The following is an 18,248-nucleotide window of genomic DNA, read 5'->3' on the forward strand; positions in this document are numbered from 1 at the left end:
TCTTTCCGGATGACGATACGTGGCACGCATGCTGGGGAGTGGCAGCGGCGCCGGGTGTCGAGACCGCGTTGCGGCACGCCCTGCATGGCGGCCGACATCGCCTCCGGGATGACAGGGTACTGAGGCCGTCAGGCCCGGATCCGCCCAGGGAGGAAGCAGATGAACACCAGGAACGCGATCGCTGCCGCGGTTCTTGCGACCATGATGGGCATGGCCGCGGGGGCGGCCCAGGCCGAGATTTCCGATAACGTCGTCCGCATCGGCGTTTTGAACGACCAGTCCGGCATCTATTCCGATGTCACCGGCCAGGCATCGGTGATCGCCGCCCGGATGGCGGTGGAGGATTATGGTGGAAAGGTCGGCAACACGCCGGTCGAGGTGATCTTCGCCGACCATCAGAACAAGCCGGATATCGGCTCCAACATCGCCAACCAGTGGTATGATCGCGATGGCGTCGACGCGATCGTCGACGTGCCGACCTCGTCGGTGGGCCTGGCGGTCCAGAACATCGCCAAGGAAAAAGGCAAGCTGCATCTGAATGCCGGCACCGGCTCGTCGGATCTGACCAGCAAGGCCTGCTCGCCCACCGGCATCCACTATGTCTATGACACCTATGCCCTCGCGACCGGCACCGGCTCGGCGCTGGTCGGCCAGGGCGCGAAGAAATGGTACTTCCTTACCGCCGACTATGCCTTCGGCCACGCGCTGGAACGCGACACCACCAATGCCGTGCTCAGCGCCGGCGGCGAGATTGTTGGCGGCGTGAAGGTGCCGTTCCCGAACACCGACTTCTCGTCCTTCCTGCTGCAGGCACAAGGGTCTGGCGCCGACGTGATCGGGCTCGCCAACGCCGGCGGCGACACGATCAACTCGATCAAGCAGGCGGCGGAATTCGGCATCACCCAGGGCGGCCAGAAGCTGGCGGGTCTGCTGGTGTTCATCAACGACATCCATGCGCTGGGCCTCGATGTCGCCCAGGGGCTGGTGGTCACCACAGGCTATTACTGGGATCTTAATGACGAGACCCGCGCCTTCGCGACCCGGTTCATGGAGAAGGCCGGCAAGATGCCGAACATGCTCCAGGCCGGCATCTATTCGGCGGTCACGGAGTATCTGAAGGCGATCGAGGCCACTGGAACAGATGACGCGCTCACCGTCGTCAACAAGATGAAAGAGACCCCGATCAACGACTTCTTCGCCAAGAACGGTCATATCCGTGCCGATGGCCGCATGGTCCACGACATGTATCTGGCCGAGGTGAAGAAGCCCGGCGACTCCAAGGGTCCGTGGGACTATTACAACATCCTGGCAACCATCCCCGGCGATCAGGCCTTCCGGCCGATCGAGAAGGGTGAATGCGAGATGGCCAAGAAGTAATACAGGGGCGGCCCTGACGGCCGGTCCGCGAGGTCCGGCCCCCAGCTCCCGACAATTCCCCCGCAGTTTTGGTGGGGCCGAACAGAAACGCCGCCATCCGGGCATCCGGATGACGGCGTTTCTCGTTATCGTCCGGGCTTGGCCCCAGCCGGTCCGCCGGATCAGGCGGCGTGGGCCGCCTGGGTCAGGGTCAGGCCTTCTTGACCAGCAGGCCGCCGACATCGGCGCCGATGGTGCAGACCGCCTTGGGGTCGTCGATGCGCAGCACCAGGCTTTCCGCCAGATAGAGATGATGGTGGATGCCGTCATGCGAGGCATAGCCGGCGCGCAGATCCTGGCCCACGACCAGCACGCCCACGCGCGGATCGATCAGGACGCCGCCCTCGATCGGCGCCTTGAAGATGCCGACGGTGCAGACGCTGTTGATATGTTCCAGTTGCAGCACGTCGCTGCCGTCATAGCGACGGAACAGCGAATTATACAGCTTCGGCGACAGGGCCAACGCATAGGGGCCGCGCAGGCCGCTTTCGTCCAGCTTGTTCACGGCCGCCAGCACATCCTGCAGCGCCTGATCGATGTTCGACCAGTCGCCGCCATCGATGGCATGACGACCTTTCGCGGTCAGCAGCCCCTCCAGGCCGAAATCGGTGTTGCCGTAATAGACCATCTCTTCTTCGCGGGCGGCCACGGCTTCGGCCGCATCCTCGACCGGCGCCAGGCTCAAGGGCTGGCTCTGATCGGTCGACGAGGCGATGCGCCGGACGCTGAGGCGAAAACCCTTGCGGAACATCGGCACCGATATCGCCCGGCTCATCACCGCGCCGGCCTCGTCCGGCCCCGGATCGCGGCAATAGACGTCGTTGCCGATCTCGATCGAGGTCAGGCCGACGCCATACGGCCCGTCGACCTCAAGAAACCGGCGGGCGGTCAGCGCGTCACGGGCAGCGTCGATCGCGGCCGCGTCGATCTTCTTCCACAAATCGACGCCGAACGGCGCCTGGGAACGGTTCAGATAATCCATGGTCGTGAAAACTCCTGCGGTCATGCGACGGGGAATGCGGACGAAATCGGCCGGTCAGCGCCGCCTCTTCAGGCTGCCGATGGTCAGCCCGTCCTCGGAGTTGCCCTTGGCGCCGTCACCCGACGACGCCCCCTTGCCGCCCGCGCCAGCGGCACCGTCAGTCGCATCTTCCTCGACCTCGGTGATCGGCCCCTCGGTGAACAGATAGGTCTTGATCTGTTCGGCGAAGTCGTCGTCGTTCCGCCGCAACCATTCCAGCGTCATCATCGCATGCTCGATTTCCTCGCGCATGTTGTGCAGCAGAATGTCGCGCAAGCTGTCGTCCTCGCAGTCATCGGCGCGCTGACGATACCAGTCCACCGCCTCCAGCTCTTCCATCAGCGACGAAATCGCATGATGCAGCGCCATGGTGTGGCGGCTCAGCTTTTCACGCGGGGCATGCAGAACTTGTCCAGCCATAGGCTCGTCTCCTTCTCCGTCAATCCGTCCGCAGCGCCTGATACAGCCTGCGGGATCTCGTCCATCTCTGGCGGATCGCCCGCCCGGTCCGGGGTCCGCCTATCGTTTGTTGTCATTCAGCCCTGACGTCGGGCCCATCGGCACATAAGCCGTTCAGGGTCCATCCCGGCCCGTCAGCAAACGTCATCAGCCGAAACTGGCGGCAATCGCGGTCATCCCGGCAAAGCCCAGGATCAACGCCCAGCTTGCCCCCATTTCCTGGCCATGGCGGTGGGTTTCCGGAATCATCTCGTGGCTGACCACGAAAATCATCGCACCGGCCGCGAAAGCCATCGTCCAGGGCAGCACCCCCGCCCCGAGCCCGGCCATGGCCACGCCCAGCCCGCCGCCGATAATCTCCAGCGCGCCGGTGCCGAATGCCACCAGCATCGCGTTGATCCGGCTGGCCCCCACCATCATCATGCCGACGGCCGCCACGAAGCCTTCGGGCAGATTCTGGATCATGATGCCGATCGCCAGCGCCAGCCCGTCGCCCAGATCGCCGCCGCCCGCGATGCCCGATCCACCCAGCCCCACACCGACCGCCAGACCTTCGGGCAGGTTGTGCAGCGCGATCGCCAGCACCATCAGCAGGGCCGGCGCCATGCGGCGGGCATCAATGGCGGCCACACCACCGCCGTCCATCACCAGCACCGCCTCACCGCCGCTGGTGATCATCGTGCCCCGCGCAGCCGCGCCATGGGCTGCGTCGTCCACCGCGTCCCTGTCCTGCTGGACGTGCAGATGCGGCACCACGGCATGCAGGGCGGCAATGGCCGCCGCACCCAACGCGATCGCGGCTCCCACGCCCAGCGCCCCACCCAGGGCGCCATAATGGGCGGTCGAACTGTCCAGCGCCGGCACCAGCAATGAAAACAGCGCCGCCGCCAGCATCACGCCGGCAGCCCCGCCAAGCAGCAGATTTTCCCGCCGGATGCTGGGGCGGCGGATCACGAGCACCGGCAGGGCACCGATGCCGGTCGCGAGCCCGGCCAGAAGGCTGCCGCCGAGGCCCAGCCAGACCGGATCAATGGACGCGAGGTCTAGAATGTCAGCCTCCGAAGCCTCTGATCGTCGTCTCGGCGGTTGCCGCCGCCGATATGCCACGCCTGCCGCAGAATATGGCTCATGTGAATGACGGATCAACCGTTGCCACGATCGTCCGACGAAATCGTCACAGCCGGCGGCGGTCCGTCGCTGCCGATGCGGCGGAACAGTGCGAGCCCCGCCAGCCCCCCCATCGCCAGAACGGCAAAGCCGGCCCCCCAGCCCAGCGGATCGGTTTCACCCCCCGCCCCGTCGAGCACCAGCCCGAAGACCAGCGGCGACAGGATTGCGCCGCCGAAACCCAGCAGCGCATGCAGCGCCATGGCGGCACCACGCACCGCCGGATCGCTTTCGGCGATGGCGCCGGCGGTCAGCGACGCGCTGTCGGCCATGACCAGCAGATTATACAGCGCCACCGCCGCCACCACCGCCAGCAGCGGCGCGCCGGCCAGCGCCGCGGTCAGTGCGGCGGCGACGGCCGTCAGCAGCATGGCGCAGGTGACCCAGCGCCGCCGCCCCATCCGCATCGCCATCTCGTTGCCAAGGAAACTGGTGATGATGCCCGATGCGATGATCGCCCCGCCAAGGCTGCTGGCAACCGCCACCGCCGAGCCGGCATGAACCAGAAAGGCAACCAGCCAGCTACGCAGGCCGAACATCTCCCAGCAATGGCCGCCATAGGCAAAGGTATAGGCAATGGCGCGACGGTTGCGCAGCACCGGCCGGAAATCCGGTGGCAGCCACCACGGCCGCACCCGCACACCTTCAGGCAGCGGCGGCGGATCGGTGCGCGGCACCAGAAAGATGCCCAGAACCAGGGCTGCCGCCGCCGACAGCCCCGCCGCCCAGAAGGCGGCGGACCAGCCGCCCGCCGCGGCCACCAGCCCGGCGATCCACAACGACACCCCGGCGCCCAGCGAGAAACAGGCGGTGTAGCAAGCGATCGCGCGGCTGGCGCGCGGCCCGCGCACATGGTCGCTGAGGATTTTCAGCCCTGGCATATAGGTGCCGGCAAATCCGGCTCCCGCCAGGGCCTGCAGCAGGCCGGCCGACCACGGCCCCTGAGCCAGCAGCGCGAAACCAGCGGTGGCGGCGGCGATCAGGCCCAGGCAGCCCAGATAGACCTTGCGGGCGTCGATCCGGTCGGTGGCCCCGGTCAGAATCGGCACACCACCGACATAGCCGATGAAGAAGGCGCTGGAAATCCAGCCGGCGGTGCCGTTGCTCATTGCCCAGTCGTCACGCAGCAATGGCAGCAGGGCCGGATAGCAGCCATAGGCGGCCATCGACAGCACCTCGCACAGGCACATGACCGCCACCATCCGGGCGGTTGTGTTGCCATCCCTGGCCGGGGGGCTGCCAGAGGGCGGCGCTGATCTGGGGGCGGTATCGGCAGGCACGGGCGGGCAAGGCCTCCGCTGGCTGAGGATGAGCGGTCACCTTACAGCCTGCGGGCCCGTGCGACACGCGCATGTCCCGCAACCCTGCCCCTTCGGGTCATGTCATGTCCGGCCGGCACCGCCCGGACGTAAACGCGCCAGGCCCGCCCGCACGCCCAGCACCAGAAACCCGGTGGCCAGGCCCCAGAAGGCCGAACCGATGCCCAGCAGCACGACGCCCGAGGCGGTGGCGGCAAAGGTCATCACCGCCACCTCGCGATCATCGGGCACGCTGAACATCGCGCCCAGCGCATTGGTCAGCGGTCCCAGCAGGGCCACCCCGGTGATGATCAGGATGGTGTCGCGCGGCAGGCCCATGAACAGCGCGACCAGCGGTGTCGAGAACAAGGCCAGCACGGCATAGCATCCGGCATAGGCGATACCGACCACCCAGCGGCGTTCCGGATCGGGATGGGCATCGGGCCCGGTGCACAATGCCGCGGTGATGGCGGCCAGATTGACCGCCATGGCGCCGAACGGCGCCAGCACCAGCGATGCCACACCGGTTGTCAGCAACACCGGCCGGGTTGGCGGCCGATAGCCGGCGGCGTTCAGCACCACGAAGCCCGGCAGGTTCTGCGACACCAGCGTCACCAGAAACAGCGGCACCCCCAGGCTGATCACCACCGCCCAGTCGAACACCGGCGTGGTCGCGTGCAGCACGCCGAACACGCCCTGCTGCGCCAGTATCCCGCCGGCCGGCCCCAGATCATCGCGCAGCACCACGGCCCCCACCACCACCGCCAGCACGATCAGCAGCGCATAGATGGGAACACGTTGCCGGGCAATGACGAACACCACCAGCACCACACCGGCCAGCACGGCATCCGACTGAAAGCTGCGGAACAGCGCCAGACAGAACGGCAGCAGCACTCCGGCCAGCATGGCCGCGGCGACAGCGGCCGGGATCCGCGCCGCCAGCCGCCCCAGGGCCGGCACCAGCCCCAGCACGATCATCATCAGTGCCGCGGCGACATAGGCGCCGATGGCCGCGCCATAGCCGGCCTGAAGCGTGCTGGCCGCCAGCAGTGCCGCCCCCGGCGTCGACCATGCCAGCACCACCGGCATCCGCAGCCCGGCGCTGAGCAGCCCGCCCGCGACCGACATACCAAGACACAATGCCGTCACGGCCGACGCGACCTGTTCAGGCGTGCCGCCCAATGCCTGTGCGGCCTGAACGATCAGGGCGACGGTGCCGCCGAATCCGACCAGCGCCGCAATCAAGGCGGCCGATAAAGATGAGAAGGGCAAGGTGGACCGGCACCGTCATTGGATGGATTTTACGCGCGGCAAGCTTTGTCGATTGCGCGCGGCATCGCAAGCGCCTTGCGCGAAGACGATGACGTTTCCATCAACATAACTGACGGTTTCATGATGGTCGTCCGGTCGCGCCGCCGGCGTCAGCGCCAGGCGGGCCAGTCGGCCGACAGCACCAGTGCCGCGACCGCGTCGACGTCGTCGCGCCCCAGAATCGGCCGATCGCCCAGAAGGTCGCGGTCGAGCGCGCCGCAGCTAAGCCGCAACGGATCGGGCACGATCACGGCCCGCACCGCATCATCACGCGGAAACAGCGGCCAGCGCGCATCCGGCCGGCCGGGACGCTGTGGCATAAGGAGTTCGAGGCGCGGATGTCCGGCGCCGGCAAAACCTTCGACGATCGCCACGTCGGCGGCGCCGGCATAGCCCAGCCAGCGGCGCAACTGCCCGGCCGCATCGGGCTCGGCTCCGCCATCGCCGCCATCGGCCGGTTCTTCCCGCAGCACGCCGACCAGACCGCCGCCGCCAACCACCACCGCCGCAGCACCTGCCATCCGGTGGCGGTCGCTGTCCTTTCCCGGCCGGTCGAGATCGGGGCGGTGATGGCTGCGCTTGACCGTGACCACCTTAAGGCCGCGCATGGCCAGCGCTGGGATCAGTCGTTCGATCAGCGTGGTCTTGCCGCTGCCGCTTGGCCCCACCAGCCCGATGATCCGCGTCATATGAAGCCTGTGTCCTTATCGCTGAGTCGGGGCCGATGGTTAAGGGTCGACCCGAAAGATCCGACACCTGACATAAATATGCACATTTTATAGCCATTAATTCAGATCTGCATAATTTAGGGGCATGTTGGCATGTGCAGCGCGGTTACCGGCCGACACCTGTTGCACCGCAAACGGCCGGAATACCGCGGAATCTGGCGTCTCGTTCGGGTTGGCACGAAAGTTGTAAAGACTTAGGACTAGATACCTTGGTGTCGACACCTTCTTTCTCCCGGTGTCGATACCCGCTCCGCCCCCCGCTGTGCCACCTGCCGCCGCAGATTGCGAGACCAGCGACCATGACCGATACCACCACATCCAGCCGCCCCGGCATCCGGATCAGCCGCCGCGCATTGCTGGGCACGGCCCTGACCCTGGCCGCCGCCCGCGCACTGCTGCCCTCGGGCGCCTTCGCCGCCGCCGGCACCGGGCCTGAAAAAACCGACCTGACCATCGGCTTCATTCCGCTCACCGACTGCGCACCCCTGGTCATCGCCCATGAGAAGGGATTCTTCAAGCGTGAAGGCTTGAATGTCACTCTGTCTAAAGAGGCGTCCTGGGCCAACATCCGCGACAAGATGACCATCGGCGCTCTGGATGCGGCCCATATGCTGGCCGGCATGCCGATCGCGGCGACGCTGGGCCTCGGCGCCATCGCCCAGCCCCAGATCACGGCGCTGTCGCTGGATCTGAACGGCAACGCCATCACCCTGTCCAACACCCTGTTCGATCGGATGGCCGCCGCCGACCCGGCGGCGGTGGCCGAACGGCCGATGACCGCACGGGCGCTGAAGACCGTGATCGAGGCCGACAAGGCCGCCGGCCGGCCGCCGCTGACCTTCGCCGCGGTGTTCCCGGTATCGTCGCATATGTATGAATTGCGCTACTGGCTAGCCAGCGCCGGCATCGATCCCGATCAGGATCTGCGGATCATCGTGATCCCGCCGCCGCAGATGGTGGCCAATCTGCGCGCCGGCAATTGCGACGGCTATTGCGTGGGCGAGCCGTGGAACGAACGCGCGGTCGAAGCCGGCATCGGCAAGGTCGCCATCACCAGCGTCGAGCTGTGGGCCAACCAGCCCGAGAAGGTGCTGGGTGTCGCCGCCGACTGGGCGGCCGCCAACCCCGCCACCCATAAGGCGATGCTGCGCGCGGTGATCAGCGCCGGCCAATGGCTGGACGATGCGGCGAACCGGCCAGAGGGCGCCGACATCATCGCCGGGCGCGCCTATGTCAACGCGCCGGCCGAGGTGGTGCGGATGTCGATGACCGGCACCTTCCGCTATGCCGCCGAGGAAGCGCCGCGCCCGCTGCCCGATTTCAACGTCTTCAGCCGCCACGCCGCCAATTTCCCCTGGCTCAGCCATGCGGAGTGGACCCTGACCCAGATGATCCGCTGGGGCCAGATCGACCGGCCGGTCGACATCGCCGCCACCGCCGCCGCGGTCTACAAGCCGGCGCTGTATCGCGAGGTCGCGGCCGAGATGGGGCTGGCCGCCCCCACCATCGATCGTAAACCCGAAGGTGTTCACGACCAGCCCTGGACACTGAGCGAGGCCACCAGCCCGATCGCGATGGGGCCCGATGTGTTCTTCGATGGCGGCCGTTTCGACCCGGCCGATCCGGTCGGCTATGTCCGGCAATTCGCGGTCAAAGCCCCCGCGGTCGATCTGGCGGCGCTGGAAGCGGCCCAGTCGGGCACGCGTGCCGCCGCGGCCTGATAGCCGCACCGCTCCCCGCCCTCCCCCGCACCATCTTGTCCACACCCCCGCCGACACCCCCGCCGACATTGGCCCGAGGACCGAACGACCATGGCAGAGATCGCCACGCCCGCCACCCCCGACACGCCCGCCCGCGCGCCTGAGGGCCTTGCCCGCAGGCTGGGCGACCTGGCCGAACGGGTGGTCTGGCCGCTCGTCACCCTGCTCGTCCTGCTGGGCGCATGGACACTGGTTCAGCAGACGGTGGCAACCGATCTGCCCAGCGTCGCCGAGACCGTCAGCCACGGCATCGCGCTGTTCTCCGACCCGTTCTACATCGCGGGCCCCGGCGACCAGGGCATCATGTGGCAGTTGCTGTACTCGCTGGCGCGGGTGCTGTCGGGCTTCGCGCTCGCCTGCCTGATCGGCCTGCCTGTTGGGCTGCTGGTCGGCACCAGCCAGGCCGCGACCCGCGCGCTGACCCCGTTCATCGAGATCATGCGGCCGGTCAGCCCGCTCGCCTGGTTGCCGATCGGCCTGCTGCTGTTCCGCGCGGTCGACCCCTCGGCGGTGTTCGTGATCGTGATCACCAGCATCTGGCCGATCATCCTGAACACCGCCACCGGCGTGCGTGCCGTGCCGCAGGACTATATCCAGGTTGGCCGGGTGCTGCGCCTGGGCCGGATGGCGATGTTCCGCCGCATCCTGCTGCCATCGGCCCTGCCCTATGTGCTGGCCGGCATGCGGCTGTCGCTTGGCACCGCCTGGATGGTGATCGTGGCGGCCGAGATGCTGACCGGCGGCATCGGCATCGGCTTCTTCATCTGGGACGAATGGAACAACCTGTCGGTGCCCAGCATCCTGGTCGCCATCGTGCTGATCGGCGTGGTCGGCATCGCCCTGGATGCCGGCATGGCCGCGATCCAGCGCCGCCTCAGCCATGCCGGCTGACAGCCGACCACCCCCGCTCCCACCCCACCCACCCCCGCCCTCTTTCCTACCCCCGCCTCGCCTCTCCCGGTACAGGAAGCCTAGTCATGAGCACGACCCATCTTTCCATCGAAGGCGTGGACCTGGACTTCAAGACCCGCGACGGCGTCCGGCCGGTGCTGCGCGGCATCGACCTCAAGGTCGCGCGCGGTGAATTCGTGGCGGTCATCGGCCATTCCGGCTGCGGCAAGTCCACGCTGTTGAACATTGTCGCCGGGCTGATCACCCCCGATCGCGGCGCCATTCTGGTCGATGGCAAGCTGGTCGACGAGCCCGGCCCCGACCGCGCCATGGTCTTCCAGTCGCATGCCCTGCTGCCCTGGCTGACCGTGCACGAAAACGTGGCGCTGGCGGTGGATCAGGTGCACCGCAAGGCGATGGATCAGGCCGCCCGCACACGTCTGGTCGACGATCATCTGGCGCTGGTGCGGATGGACCATGCCGCCCGCCGTTTCCCGCATGAATTGTCGGGCGGCATGCGCCAGCGGGTCGGCATCGCCCGCGCGCTGGCCATGCGGCCGGCAGTGCTGCTGATGGACGAGCCCTTCGGCGCGCTCGACGCCCTCACCCGTGCCCGGCTTCAGGACGAGTTGATGGCCATTCAGGCCGATCTGAAGATGACCGTGATGATGGTCACCCACGATGTCGACGAAGCGGCCCTTCTGGCCGATCGGGTGGTGATGATGTCGGAAGGTCCGGGTGCACGCATCGGCCGGATCGTCGACATCCCGCTCAGCCGGCCGCGCAAGCGGGCCCGGGTGCTGCGCGATCCGGCCTTCATCGAGGCGCGGGTTCAGATGCTGTCCTTCCTGCAGGGCGACGAGCCGGAGCCGGATGTCGATAGCGATGCGGACGACATGGTGGCCAACCTGCTGCCGGTCGCGGCGGAATGACCCTGGAGCGTGATGCCATGACCGTGAACCCCATTCCTGCCCGCACCCCCGCCCCTTCCCGCGCCGCTCACCGTGACCACATCGTCGTCGTCGGCACCGGCATGGCCGGCACCCGGCTGGTGCAGGATCTGGTGGCCCTGGCACCGGGACGCCATCGGATCACCATGATCGGCGCCGAACATCACGCGCCCTATGACCGGATCATGCTGTCGCCGGTCCTGGCCGGCGACAAGACGCCCGAGGCGATCCGCCTGCTGGACGCGGATTTCCTGAGCACCCACGACGTCGCCCTGCATGCCGGCGACGGCGTCGCGGCCATCGACCGCCAGGCCCGCCATGTCACCACCGGCACCGGCCGGGTGATCGGGTATGACCGTCTGGTTCTGGCCACCGGATCGCAGCCGATCCGCCTGCCGCTGCCGGGGGCGGGGTTGGATGGCGTCGTCACCTTCCGCGACCTCGGCGATGTCGATGCCATGCTGGCACGCACACGCCCCGGCGCGCCCGCCGTGGTGATCGGCGGCGGCCTGCTGGGGCTGGAAGCCGCCGCTGGCCTCGCCGGCCGCGGCATGGCGGTCACCGTGGTTCATCTGGCGCCCACCGTCATGGAACGACAGCTCGACGCCGAGGCCGGCGGCCTGCTGGCGGCGGCCCTGGCCCGGCGCGGCATCGCCCTTGCCACCGCCGCCCAAAGCCGCGCGATCCTCGGCGACCCGTCCGGATGCGTCAGCGGCCTGGAACTGGCCGATGGCCGCGTGCTGCCGGCCGAGTTGCTGGTGATGGCCGTGGGCATCCGGCCCGAGACCACGCTGGCCCGCGATGCCGGCCTGACCATCGGGCGCGGCATCCAGGTCGATGCCGGGCTTGCCACATCGGACCCGCATATCGATGCGCTGGGCGAATGTGTCGAATTCGACGGCGCCACCTTCGGCCTTGTGGCGCCGCTTTACGATCAGGCGAAGGTGCTGGCGCGGCGGCTGGCGGGCATCGATGGTCCGGGCTTCGCGATCCGGCCGACGGCGACCCGGCTGAAGGTGTCGGGTGTCGATGTGTTCTCGGCCGGCGAGCTGGGTGGCGCCGATCAGGCGGCCGAAGAGATCGTGCTGCGCGACGCCGGCCGTGCCGCCTATCGCAAGCTGGTGATCCGCGACGACCGGCTGGTCGGCGTGGTGATGTATGGCGATGTCGCCGACGGGCCGTGGTTTTTCGAGACCATGCGCAAGGCGGCGCCGCTGGGCGAGGCACGCGACCGGCTGATCTTCGGCCCGGCCTTCGCCACCTTAGGTGCTGCCGGCGGCGGCATGGATGCCGCGACCGCCGCGATCGCGGCCCTGCCCGCCGATGCCGAGATCTGCGGCTGCAACGGTGTCTGCAAGGGCGCGATCACCCAGGCGATCAGCGATCACGGCCTTGCCACCATCGATGCGGTGCGTGCCCATACCAAGGCATCGGCATCCTGCGGATCGTGCACCGGTCAGGTCAAGGCATTGATCGGGCTGACGCTGGGCGATGCGGCACCGGCGGTAACCGAGGATGCCGATCCGGCGATCTGCGCCTGCACCAGCCACGGCCATGACAGCCTGCGGGCGGCGGTGCGCGATCTGGCGCCGATGACCGCGATCGACGCCATGGCGGCCCTGGATTGGACCACCCCCGAAGGCTGCGCCAAATGCCGGCCGGCGCTGAATTATTATCTGCTCTGTGCCCATCCCGGCGCCGGCATCGACGATCCGGCCTCGCGCTTCGTCAACGAACGCGTCCATGCCAACATTCAGAAGGATGGCAGTTTCTCGGTGGTGCCGCGGATGTGGGGCGGCTTGACGTCCGCCAGCGAGTTGCGGGCCATCGCCGATGTGGTCGACCGCTACGACATCCCGACCGTCAAGGTCACCGGCGGCCAGCGCATCGACCTGCTGGGGGTCCGCAAACAGGATCTGCCGGCGGTGTGGCGCGACCTGAACGCGGCCGGCATGGTGTCGGGCCATGCCTATGCCAAGGGCCTGCGCACGGTGAAGACCTGCGTCGGATCGGAATGGTGCCGCTTCGGGACGCAGGATTCGACCGGACTGGGCGTGCGGCTGGAACGGCTGACCTGGGGCGCCTGGATGCCGCACAAGTTCAAGATGGCGGTGTCGGGCTGCCCGCGGAACTGTGCCGAGGCCACGATCAAGGATTTCGGCGTGGTCTGCGTCGACAGCGGCTACGAGCTGGTGGTCGGCGGCAATGGCGGCATTCATCTGCGCGGCACCGATGCGCTCGCCAAGGTTGCGACCGAGGATGAGGCGATCGAGATCTGCCTGGCCTTCATCCAGTTCTATCGCGAGGACGCCCGCTATCTGGAGCGCACGGCGCCGTGGATCGAGCGGATCGGCATCGACCGGGTGCGGTCGGTGATCGTAGAGGATGCGGCCGGGCGCAAGGCGCTGGCGGCGCGCTTTCAGGCATCGCAGGTCCATGCCCGCCACGACCCCTGGGCCGCCCTGGTCGACCGGCCGACGGCCGAATTCACCGCGATCGACGTGCCCGCCCGCGCGGCGGCCGAGTGAGAGGAGACGACAGCATGAACGCGCTCATCGACACCGGCCACAGCGACATGACCGACTGGATCGACTGCGGCACCGTCGACCAGCTACCGCTGCGCGGCGCCCGGGTGATCCGCCATGCCGGCGGCAGCATCGCCGTGTTCCGCCCGGCCCAGGGCCTGCCGGCCGCGATCAACAATGCCTGCCCGCACAAGGCGGGACCGCTGGCCGACGGCATGGTTCACGGCCGGTCGGTGAGCTGCCCGCTGCATGGCCGGGTGTTCGATCTGGACAGCGGCCGGGCCGCCGCCCCCGACCGCGATTGCGTGACCCGCTATCCGGTGGCGGTGACGGTGGACGGCCGGGTGCTGGTGCGGTTGCGGCCGCTGAGCCCGGCGGCACCGGCCGGTGCCGCGATCATGCCCAACCCCGTCATGCCCAGTCCCGTCATGCCCGGCCCCGTTACGACCCTGACCGAGGCGGCGGAATGACCGCCCTGCCGCCCATGGCCGCCACCCGCACGACCTGCCCCTATTGCGGGGTGGGTTGCGGGGTGCTGGCCCGGCCGGATGGCGCCGGCGGGTTGGCGCCGGTGCAGGGTGATCCCGATCATCCGGCCAATCGCGGCCGGCTGTGTGGCAAGGGCCGGTCGCTGGCCGACACGCTGGGTGGCGCCGGGCGGCTGACCCGCGCCCGGCTGCATGGCCGGCCGGTGGCGCTGGATGCGGCGCTGGACCGGGTGGCGGCGGGGTTTGCGGCGACGCTGGCGCGCAAGGGGCCGTCGGGGGTGGCGTTCTATCTGTCGGGCCAGATGCTGACCGAGGATTACTACGCCGCCAACAAGCTGGCCAAGGGCTTCCTTTGCACCGCCAATGTCGACACCAATTCGCGGCTGTGCATGTCGTCGACGGTGGCCGGCCATGTCCGGGCCTTCGGCGAGGATCTGGTGCCCGGCGCCTATGACGATCTGGATGGCTGCGATCTGGCGGTGCTGGTCGGGTCGAACGCCGCCTGGTGCCATCCGGTGCTGTTCGGCCGGCTGATGGATGCCCGCGGCAGCCGTGGCACCAGGCTGGTGGTCATCGATCCCCGCCGCACCGAAACCGCTGCCGGCGCCGATCTGCATCTGCCGATCCGGCCGGGCGGCGATGTGGCGCTGTATCAGTTTCTGCTGGTCGAGGCGGCGCGGCGCGGCCTGATCGCGGCCCCGGCCGCCATCGGGCTTGCCGATGCGCTGGCCGACGCCCGCGCCGACACCCCCGATCTTGCCGCCGCCGCGGACCTGACCGGGCTCACCCCCGACAGCCTGCACCGCTTCGCCGATATGGTGCTGGCCACCGACCGCACCGTCACCCTGTTCAGCCAGGGCGTGAACCAGTCCGGCGCCGGCACCGACAAGGTGAACGCGATCCTGAACCTGGATATCGCCCTTGGCCGGATCGGGCGGCCGGGCGCCGGGCCGTTCTCGCTGACCGGCCAGCCCAATGCCATGGGCGGGCGCGAGGTCGGTGGCCTCGCCAACCAGTTGGCCGCGCATCTGGGGTTTTCGGATGCCGAGCGTGCCATGGTCGGCCGCTTCTGGGGCACGGATACGGTCGCGACCGGCCCGGGGCTCAAGGCGGTCGAGATGATCGATGCGCTTGAGGATGGCCGGATCGAGGCGATCTGGATCATCGGCACCAACCCCGCCGTCAGCCTGCCCGATGCCGGCCGGTTCCGCCGGGCACTGGCGCGATGCCCCCTGGTGGTGGTGTCGGACTGCGTGACCGGCACCGATACCCAGGCACTGGCTCATATCCTGCTGCCCGCGGCCGGCTGGTCGGAAAAGGACGGCACCGTCACCAATTCGGAACGCCGGATCAGCCGTCAGCGCGCGGTTCTGCCGGCCCCCGGCGACGCCCTGCCCGACTGGCGGCTGATCCAGGCTGTGGCCCGGCGGCTGGGTTTCGGCCACGCCTTCGACTGGCGGCACCCATCCGAGATCTTCGACGAACACGCCCGGCTGTCGGCCGAAGCCGCGCGGCACTTCGGCCGGCGGTTCGACATCGGCGGCCTTGCCGGGCTGGGACGGCAGGGATATGACGCGCTCGCCCCCGTGCAATGGCCAGTGCCGGTGTCACGGAACGGGCCACAGAGCGGGCCACGGAACGGGCAACTGGGCCATGCCGGCACCGCGCGCCTGACGCTCAGCGGCGATGCGGCGCGGATGGTGGCGGTCCGCCATCGCCGACCCGATGATCAGCCCGACACAGATTTTCCACTGGTGCTGAACACCGGCCGGCTGCGCGATCAATGGCACACCATGACCCGCACCGGCCGCGCGGCGCGGCTGGCCGCCCACAGCCCTGAGCCCTGTCTCGCCCTGCATCCCGCCGATGCGGCGGCGGCAGGCGTGCAGGACGCCGACATCGCCACCGTCACCGGACGGCGCGGCGCCTGTCTGCTGCGGGTGATCATCGATGCCGGTCAGCGCCCGGGTGAGGCTTTCGCCCCGATCCACTGGTCGGATGCCTTCGCCGCCGAGGCCGCGATCGGCCGCATCGCATCCCCCGTCACCGATCCGCTCTCCGGGCAGCCGGAGCTGAAACATGCGGCGATCCGCGTCGAGCGCTGGCAAGCCGACTGGGCCGGCGTTCTGGTCGACCGCAGCACCGCGGCGCCGCTGCGCCGTGGCGTGCGCCTGCCCCGCTATTGGACCCGCCATGCGGTCGAGGCCGGACGCGCGCTGATCATGGCCGCCGATGACGGCCGGCCCGCCGATGCCGATGGCTGGCGATCGCTGGCCAACCGGCTGGCGCGCGGCTTCGGTGCCGCCATCGACACCAGCCCGCCGATCGAGCTGTACGATGGCGGTCGCGGCCGGATGCGGATCGCCTGGACCGGCAGCGACGGGCGCATTGCCGCGGTGATGGCGCTGGCGCCCCGCCACGACGACCTGCCGGCGGTGGCAAATCTGGCCCGGCTGCTGGACCCGGCGGCGGATCGCGGGCCCTCGGCACCGCCGCTGCTGCGGCTGGCCCTGCTGGCCGATCATGATCCGGCCGGTGACGGCGGCGTCGCGGCGGAACCGGCGGTCTGTGCCTGCGCCGGCATCGGTCGCGGCGCCATCCTGGCCGCCGCCGGCACAGGTGGCGACATGGCCGCACGCCTGAACCGCATCACCGAAACCACCGGCGCCGGCGGGGGCTGCGGCTCGTGCCGGGGCGCAATCCGGGAGCTGCTGGCCCATGACCTCGTCACTGCCTGATCATGCCGCCGGCTCGTCTGGTGCCCCCATGCCTGGTGCCCCCTTGCCTGGCGCCAACTCGCCCGATGACGGCGGCGACCTGCCGGTGGCGCTGATCCTGCGCGACCGCCCGGTCGCGGTCTTCGGCGCCGGCCCCGGTGCCGCCGCCAAACTGGCGCTGCTGATCGCGGCAGGCGCCCGGCCCCGGGTCTTCGCCGATCCGGCCGATGCAAATGGCCCCTGCCCCGATCTGCGGACCCTGCCCGGCATGGCGTCGGCCGACATCGCCCCGATCGATCCGACCCGCCTGCCCCGGCTTCAGGGGATGCGGCTGGTGGTGATCGCGCCGGAACTGTCGGCGCCGCTCGCCGATGCGATCGCCCGGGCCGCCCATGATGCAGGCGTGCTGGTTCATGCGGTAGACCGGCCGGATCTGGGCGACATCACCCTGCCCGCCATGGTCCGACGCGGGCCACTGGCGATCGCCATCCATACCGGTGGCCGGTTTCCGGCCCTGGCATCGGTGCTGCGCCAGCGGCTGGACGCCCTGCTGCCGGCAGATCTGGGCGCGCGGGTCAGGGCAGCCGGTGCCGCCCGCGTCGGCATTGCCCGGCTGGTCACAGATCCTGGCGCCCGCCGGTCGCTGTGGCGGCAGGCGGCGGCGCTGATCCTCGACCGGCCGGCGGCACCGGGCCTGGATGCGGCAGCCCTGGTCGACGATGTTCTGACCGGGCTGCGACTGTCGGCCGCCACATGTTGCGGCCGGGTCGATCTGGTCGGCGCCGGCCCCGGCGGTCCCGGCATGCTGACCGGCGATGCCGCCCGCGCGATCCAGGCCGCCGACGTCATTCTGTATGACGCGTTGACCGATCCGGCGATCCTGGAGCTCGGCCGCCGCGAGGCACGTCGGATCCCGGTCGGCAAACGCTGCGGCGCCCATGCCATGCGCCAGTCCGCGATCTCGGCGCTGATGGTCCGGCTGGCCGGCGAGGGCCTGCATGTGGTGCGCCTGAAGGGGGGTGACCCGGCGATCTTCGGGCGCCTGGATGAAGAACTGGCCGCCTTGGATGCAGCCGGCATTCCCGCCCATGTCATCCCCGGCGTCACCGCCGCCGCTGCCGCCGCCGCCCATCTGCGCCGGCCGCTGACCCTGCGTGGCACCGCACGCGCGGTCACCCTGGTGGCGGGCCATGATGCCGAAGGCGGCCTGCCCGATGATCTGACCGCACTGGCGGCCACGCGTGGCACCATCGCCATCTATATGGGCCGCGACCGGGTCGGGGCGATTGCCGCGGCCCTGACCGCCGGTGGCCGTCCGGCCCATGAGCCCGCCATTGCGGTGGAATGGGCCGGCCGCGCCACCGCCCGTCATGTCACAACGACGCTGGCCGATCTGCCGGCAGCACTTGCGGGGCTCGACGCCGACGGCCCGGTGACGATACTGGTGGGAGAGGCCCTGGCGGCGACGGCGATGGCTGGCGCCACTGCCGCCGATGACCGCCGGGTCGCCTGATCCC

The 18,248-nt window shown here is 69.3% G+C and carries 14 protein-coding genes; 8 read left to right on the top strand and 6 right to left on the bottom strand.

The features are described from left to right. Positions 1-159 precede the first annotated feature (159 nt). Complete coding sequence (locus tag WG924_RS19355) at positions 160-1,377, top strand: ABC transporter substrate-binding protein (RefSeq protein ID WP_345934736.1); 1,218 nt, start codon at positions 160-162, stop codon at positions 1,375-1,377. A 190-nt stretch (positions 1,378-1,567) separates the two neighbouring features. On the opposite strand, the gene WG924_RS19360 is transcribed toward WG924_RS19355, so the two are convergent. The 6 genes from WG924_RS19360 to mobB all read right to left on the bottom strand — a co-directional run bounded on the left by WG924_RS19360 (position 1,568) and on the right by mobB (position 7,361). Continuing rightward, positions 1,568-2,398, bottom strand: a complete 831-nt coding sequence (locus tag WG924_RS19360; RefSeq protein WP_345934737.1) for a family 1 encapsulin nanocompartment shell protein — start codon at positions 2,396-2,398, stop codon at positions 1,568-1,570. A 54-nt stretch (positions 2,399-2,452) separates the two neighbouring features. Beyond that, entirely contained in the window at positions 2,453-2,857 is a 405-nt protein-coding gene (locus tag WG924_RS19365; RefSeq protein ID WP_345934738.1) for an encapsulin-associated ferritin-like protein, read from the bottom strand. A 186-nt stretch (positions 2,858-3,043) separates the two neighbouring features. Then, positions 3,044-4,003, bottom strand: coding sequence for a ZIP family metal transporter (locus WG924_RS19370; protein WP_345934739.1), 960 nt, complete (start codon positions 4,001-4,003; stop codon positions 3,044-3,046). A 35-nt stretch (positions 4,004-4,038) separates the two neighbouring features. Then, entirely contained in the window at positions 4,039-5,253 is a 1,215-nt protein-coding gene (locus WG924_RS19375; RefSeq protein ID WP_345934740.1) for an MFS transporter, read from the bottom strand. Between the two features lie 192 nt (positions 5,254-5,445). Further along, the gene (locus WG924_RS19380; RefSeq protein WP_345934741.1) at positions 5,446-6,633 is read right to left on the bottom strand and encodes a benzoate/H(+) symporter BenE family transporter; all 1,188 of its coding nucleotides are present in this window, start codon (positions 6,631-6,633) and stop codon (positions 5,446-5,448) included. 149 nt (positions 6,634-6,782) lie between these two features. After that, complete coding sequence (mobB, locus tag WG924_RS19385) at positions 6,783-7,361, bottom strand: molybdopterin-guanine dinucleotide biosynthesis protein B (RefSeq protein WP_345934742.1); 579 nt, start codon at positions 7,359-7,361, stop codon at positions 6,783-6,785. A gap of 338 nt (positions 7,362-7,699) precedes the next feature. On the opposite strand from mobB, the gene WG924_RS19390 reads away from it, so the two are divergent. The 7 genes from WG924_RS19390 (at position 7,700) to cobA (ending at position 18,244) form a co-directional block, all read left to right on the top strand. Continuing rightward, on the top strand, positions 7,700-9,121 hold the full coding sequence (locus WG924_RS19390) for a CmpA/NrtA family ABC transporter substrate-binding protein (RefSeq protein ID WP_345934743.1): 1,422 nt from the start codon (positions 7,700-7,702) through the stop codon (positions 9,119-9,121). Between the two features lie 90 nt (positions 9,122-9,211). Then, positions 9,212-10,051: a nitrate ABC transporter permease gene (gene ntrB / locus WG924_RS19395; protein ID WP_345934744.1), complete on the top strand. Its 840-nt coding sequence runs from the start codon at positions 9,212-9,214 to the stop codon at positions 10,049-10,051. 86 nt (positions 10,052-10,137) lie between these two features. Then, positions 10,138-10,983, top strand: coding sequence for an ABC transporter ATP-binding protein (locus WG924_RS19400; RefSeq protein WP_345934745.1), 846 nt, complete (start codon positions 10,138-10,140; stop codon positions 10,981-10,983). Positions 10,984-11,000: 17 nt separating this feature from the next. Further along, positions 11,001-13,529 carry a nitrite reductase large subunit NirB gene (nirB, locus tag WG924_RS19405; RefSeq protein WP_345934746.1) on the top strand — a complete coding sequence of 843 codons (2,529 nt, stop codon included), beginning with the start codon at positions 11,001-11,003 and terminating at the stop codon, positions 13,527-13,529. A 14-nt stretch (positions 13,530-13,543) separates the two neighbouring features. Continuing rightward, a complete protein-coding gene (locus WG924_RS19410) occupies positions 13,544-13,996 on the top strand; it encodes a nitrite reductase (NAD(P)H) small subunit (protein WP_345934747.1) in 453 nt (150 codons plus the stop codon). Then, a complete protein-coding gene (locus tag WG924_RS19415) occupies positions 13,993-16,752 on the top strand; it encodes a molybdopterin-dependent oxidoreductase (RefSeq protein WP_345934748.1) in 2,760 nt (919 codons plus the stop codon). The genes WG924_RS19410 and WG924_RS19415 overlap by 4 nt, the downstream gene beginning before the upstream one ends. Next, on the top strand, positions 16,733-18,244 hold the full coding sequence (gene cobA / locus WG924_RS19420) for a uroporphyrinogen-III C-methyltransferase (RefSeq protein WP_345934749.1): 1,512 nt from the start codon (positions 16,733-16,735) through the stop codon (positions 18,242-18,244). Before WG924_RS19415 ends, cobA begins: the two co-directional genes overlap by 20 nt. Positions 18,245-18,248: the final 4 nt, after the last annotated feature.

The organism is Tistrella arctica (assembly GCF_039630945.1).
In the GTDB taxonomy this organism is placed as follows: Bacteria; Pseudomonadota; Alphaproteobacteria; order Tistrellales; family Tistrellaceae; genus Tistrella; species Tistrella bauzanensis.

Bases quoted from the DNA above. Each gene is read 5' to 3' on its own strand.
- WG924_RS19355 (WP_345934736.1), top strand. From the start codon at position 160: ATGAACACCAGGAACGCGATCGCTGCCGCGGTTCTTGCGACCATGATG.
- WG924_RS19360 (WP_345934737.1), bottom strand. From the start codon at position 2,398: ATGGATTATCTGAACCGTTCCCAGGCGCCGTTCGGCGTCGATTTGTGG.
- WG924_RS19365 (WP_345934738.1), bottom strand. From the start codon at position 2,857: ATGGCTGGACAAGTTCTGCATGCCCCGCGTGAAAAGCTGAGCCGCCAC.
- WG924_RS19375 (WP_345934740.1), bottom strand. From the start codon at position 5,253: ATGTGCCTGTGCGAGGTGCTGTCGATGGCCGCCTATGGCTGCTATCCG.
- mobB (WP_345934742.1), bottom strand. From the start codon at position 7,361: ATGACGCGGATCATCGGGCTGGTGGGGCCAAGCGGCAGCGGCAAGACC.
- WG924_RS19390 (WP_345934743.1), top strand. From the start codon at position 7,700: ATGACCGATACCACCACATCCAGCCGCCCCGGCATCCGGATCAGCCGC.
- ntrB (WP_345934744.1), top strand. From the start codon at position 9,212: ATGGCAGAGATCGCCACGCCCGCCACCCCCGACACGCCCGCCCGCGCG.
- WG924_RS19400 (WP_345934745.1), top strand. From the start codon at position 10,138: ATGAGCACGACCCATCTTTCCATCGAAGGCGTGGACCTGGACTTCAAG.
- nirB (WP_345934746.1), top strand. From the start codon at position 11,001: ATGACCGTGAACCCCATTCCTGCCCGCACCCCCGCCCCTTCCCGCGCC.
- WG924_RS19410 (WP_345934747.1), top strand. From the start codon at position 13,544: ATGAACGCGCTCATCGACACCGGCCACAGCGACATGACCGACTGGATC.
- WG924_RS19415 (WP_345934748.1), top strand. From the start codon at position 13,993: ATGACCGCCCTGCCGCCCATGGCCGCCACCCGCACGACCTGCCCCTAT.
- cobA (WP_345934749.1), top strand. From the start codon at position 16,733: ATGACCTCGTCACTGCCTGATCATGCCGCCGGCTCGTCTGGTGCCCCC.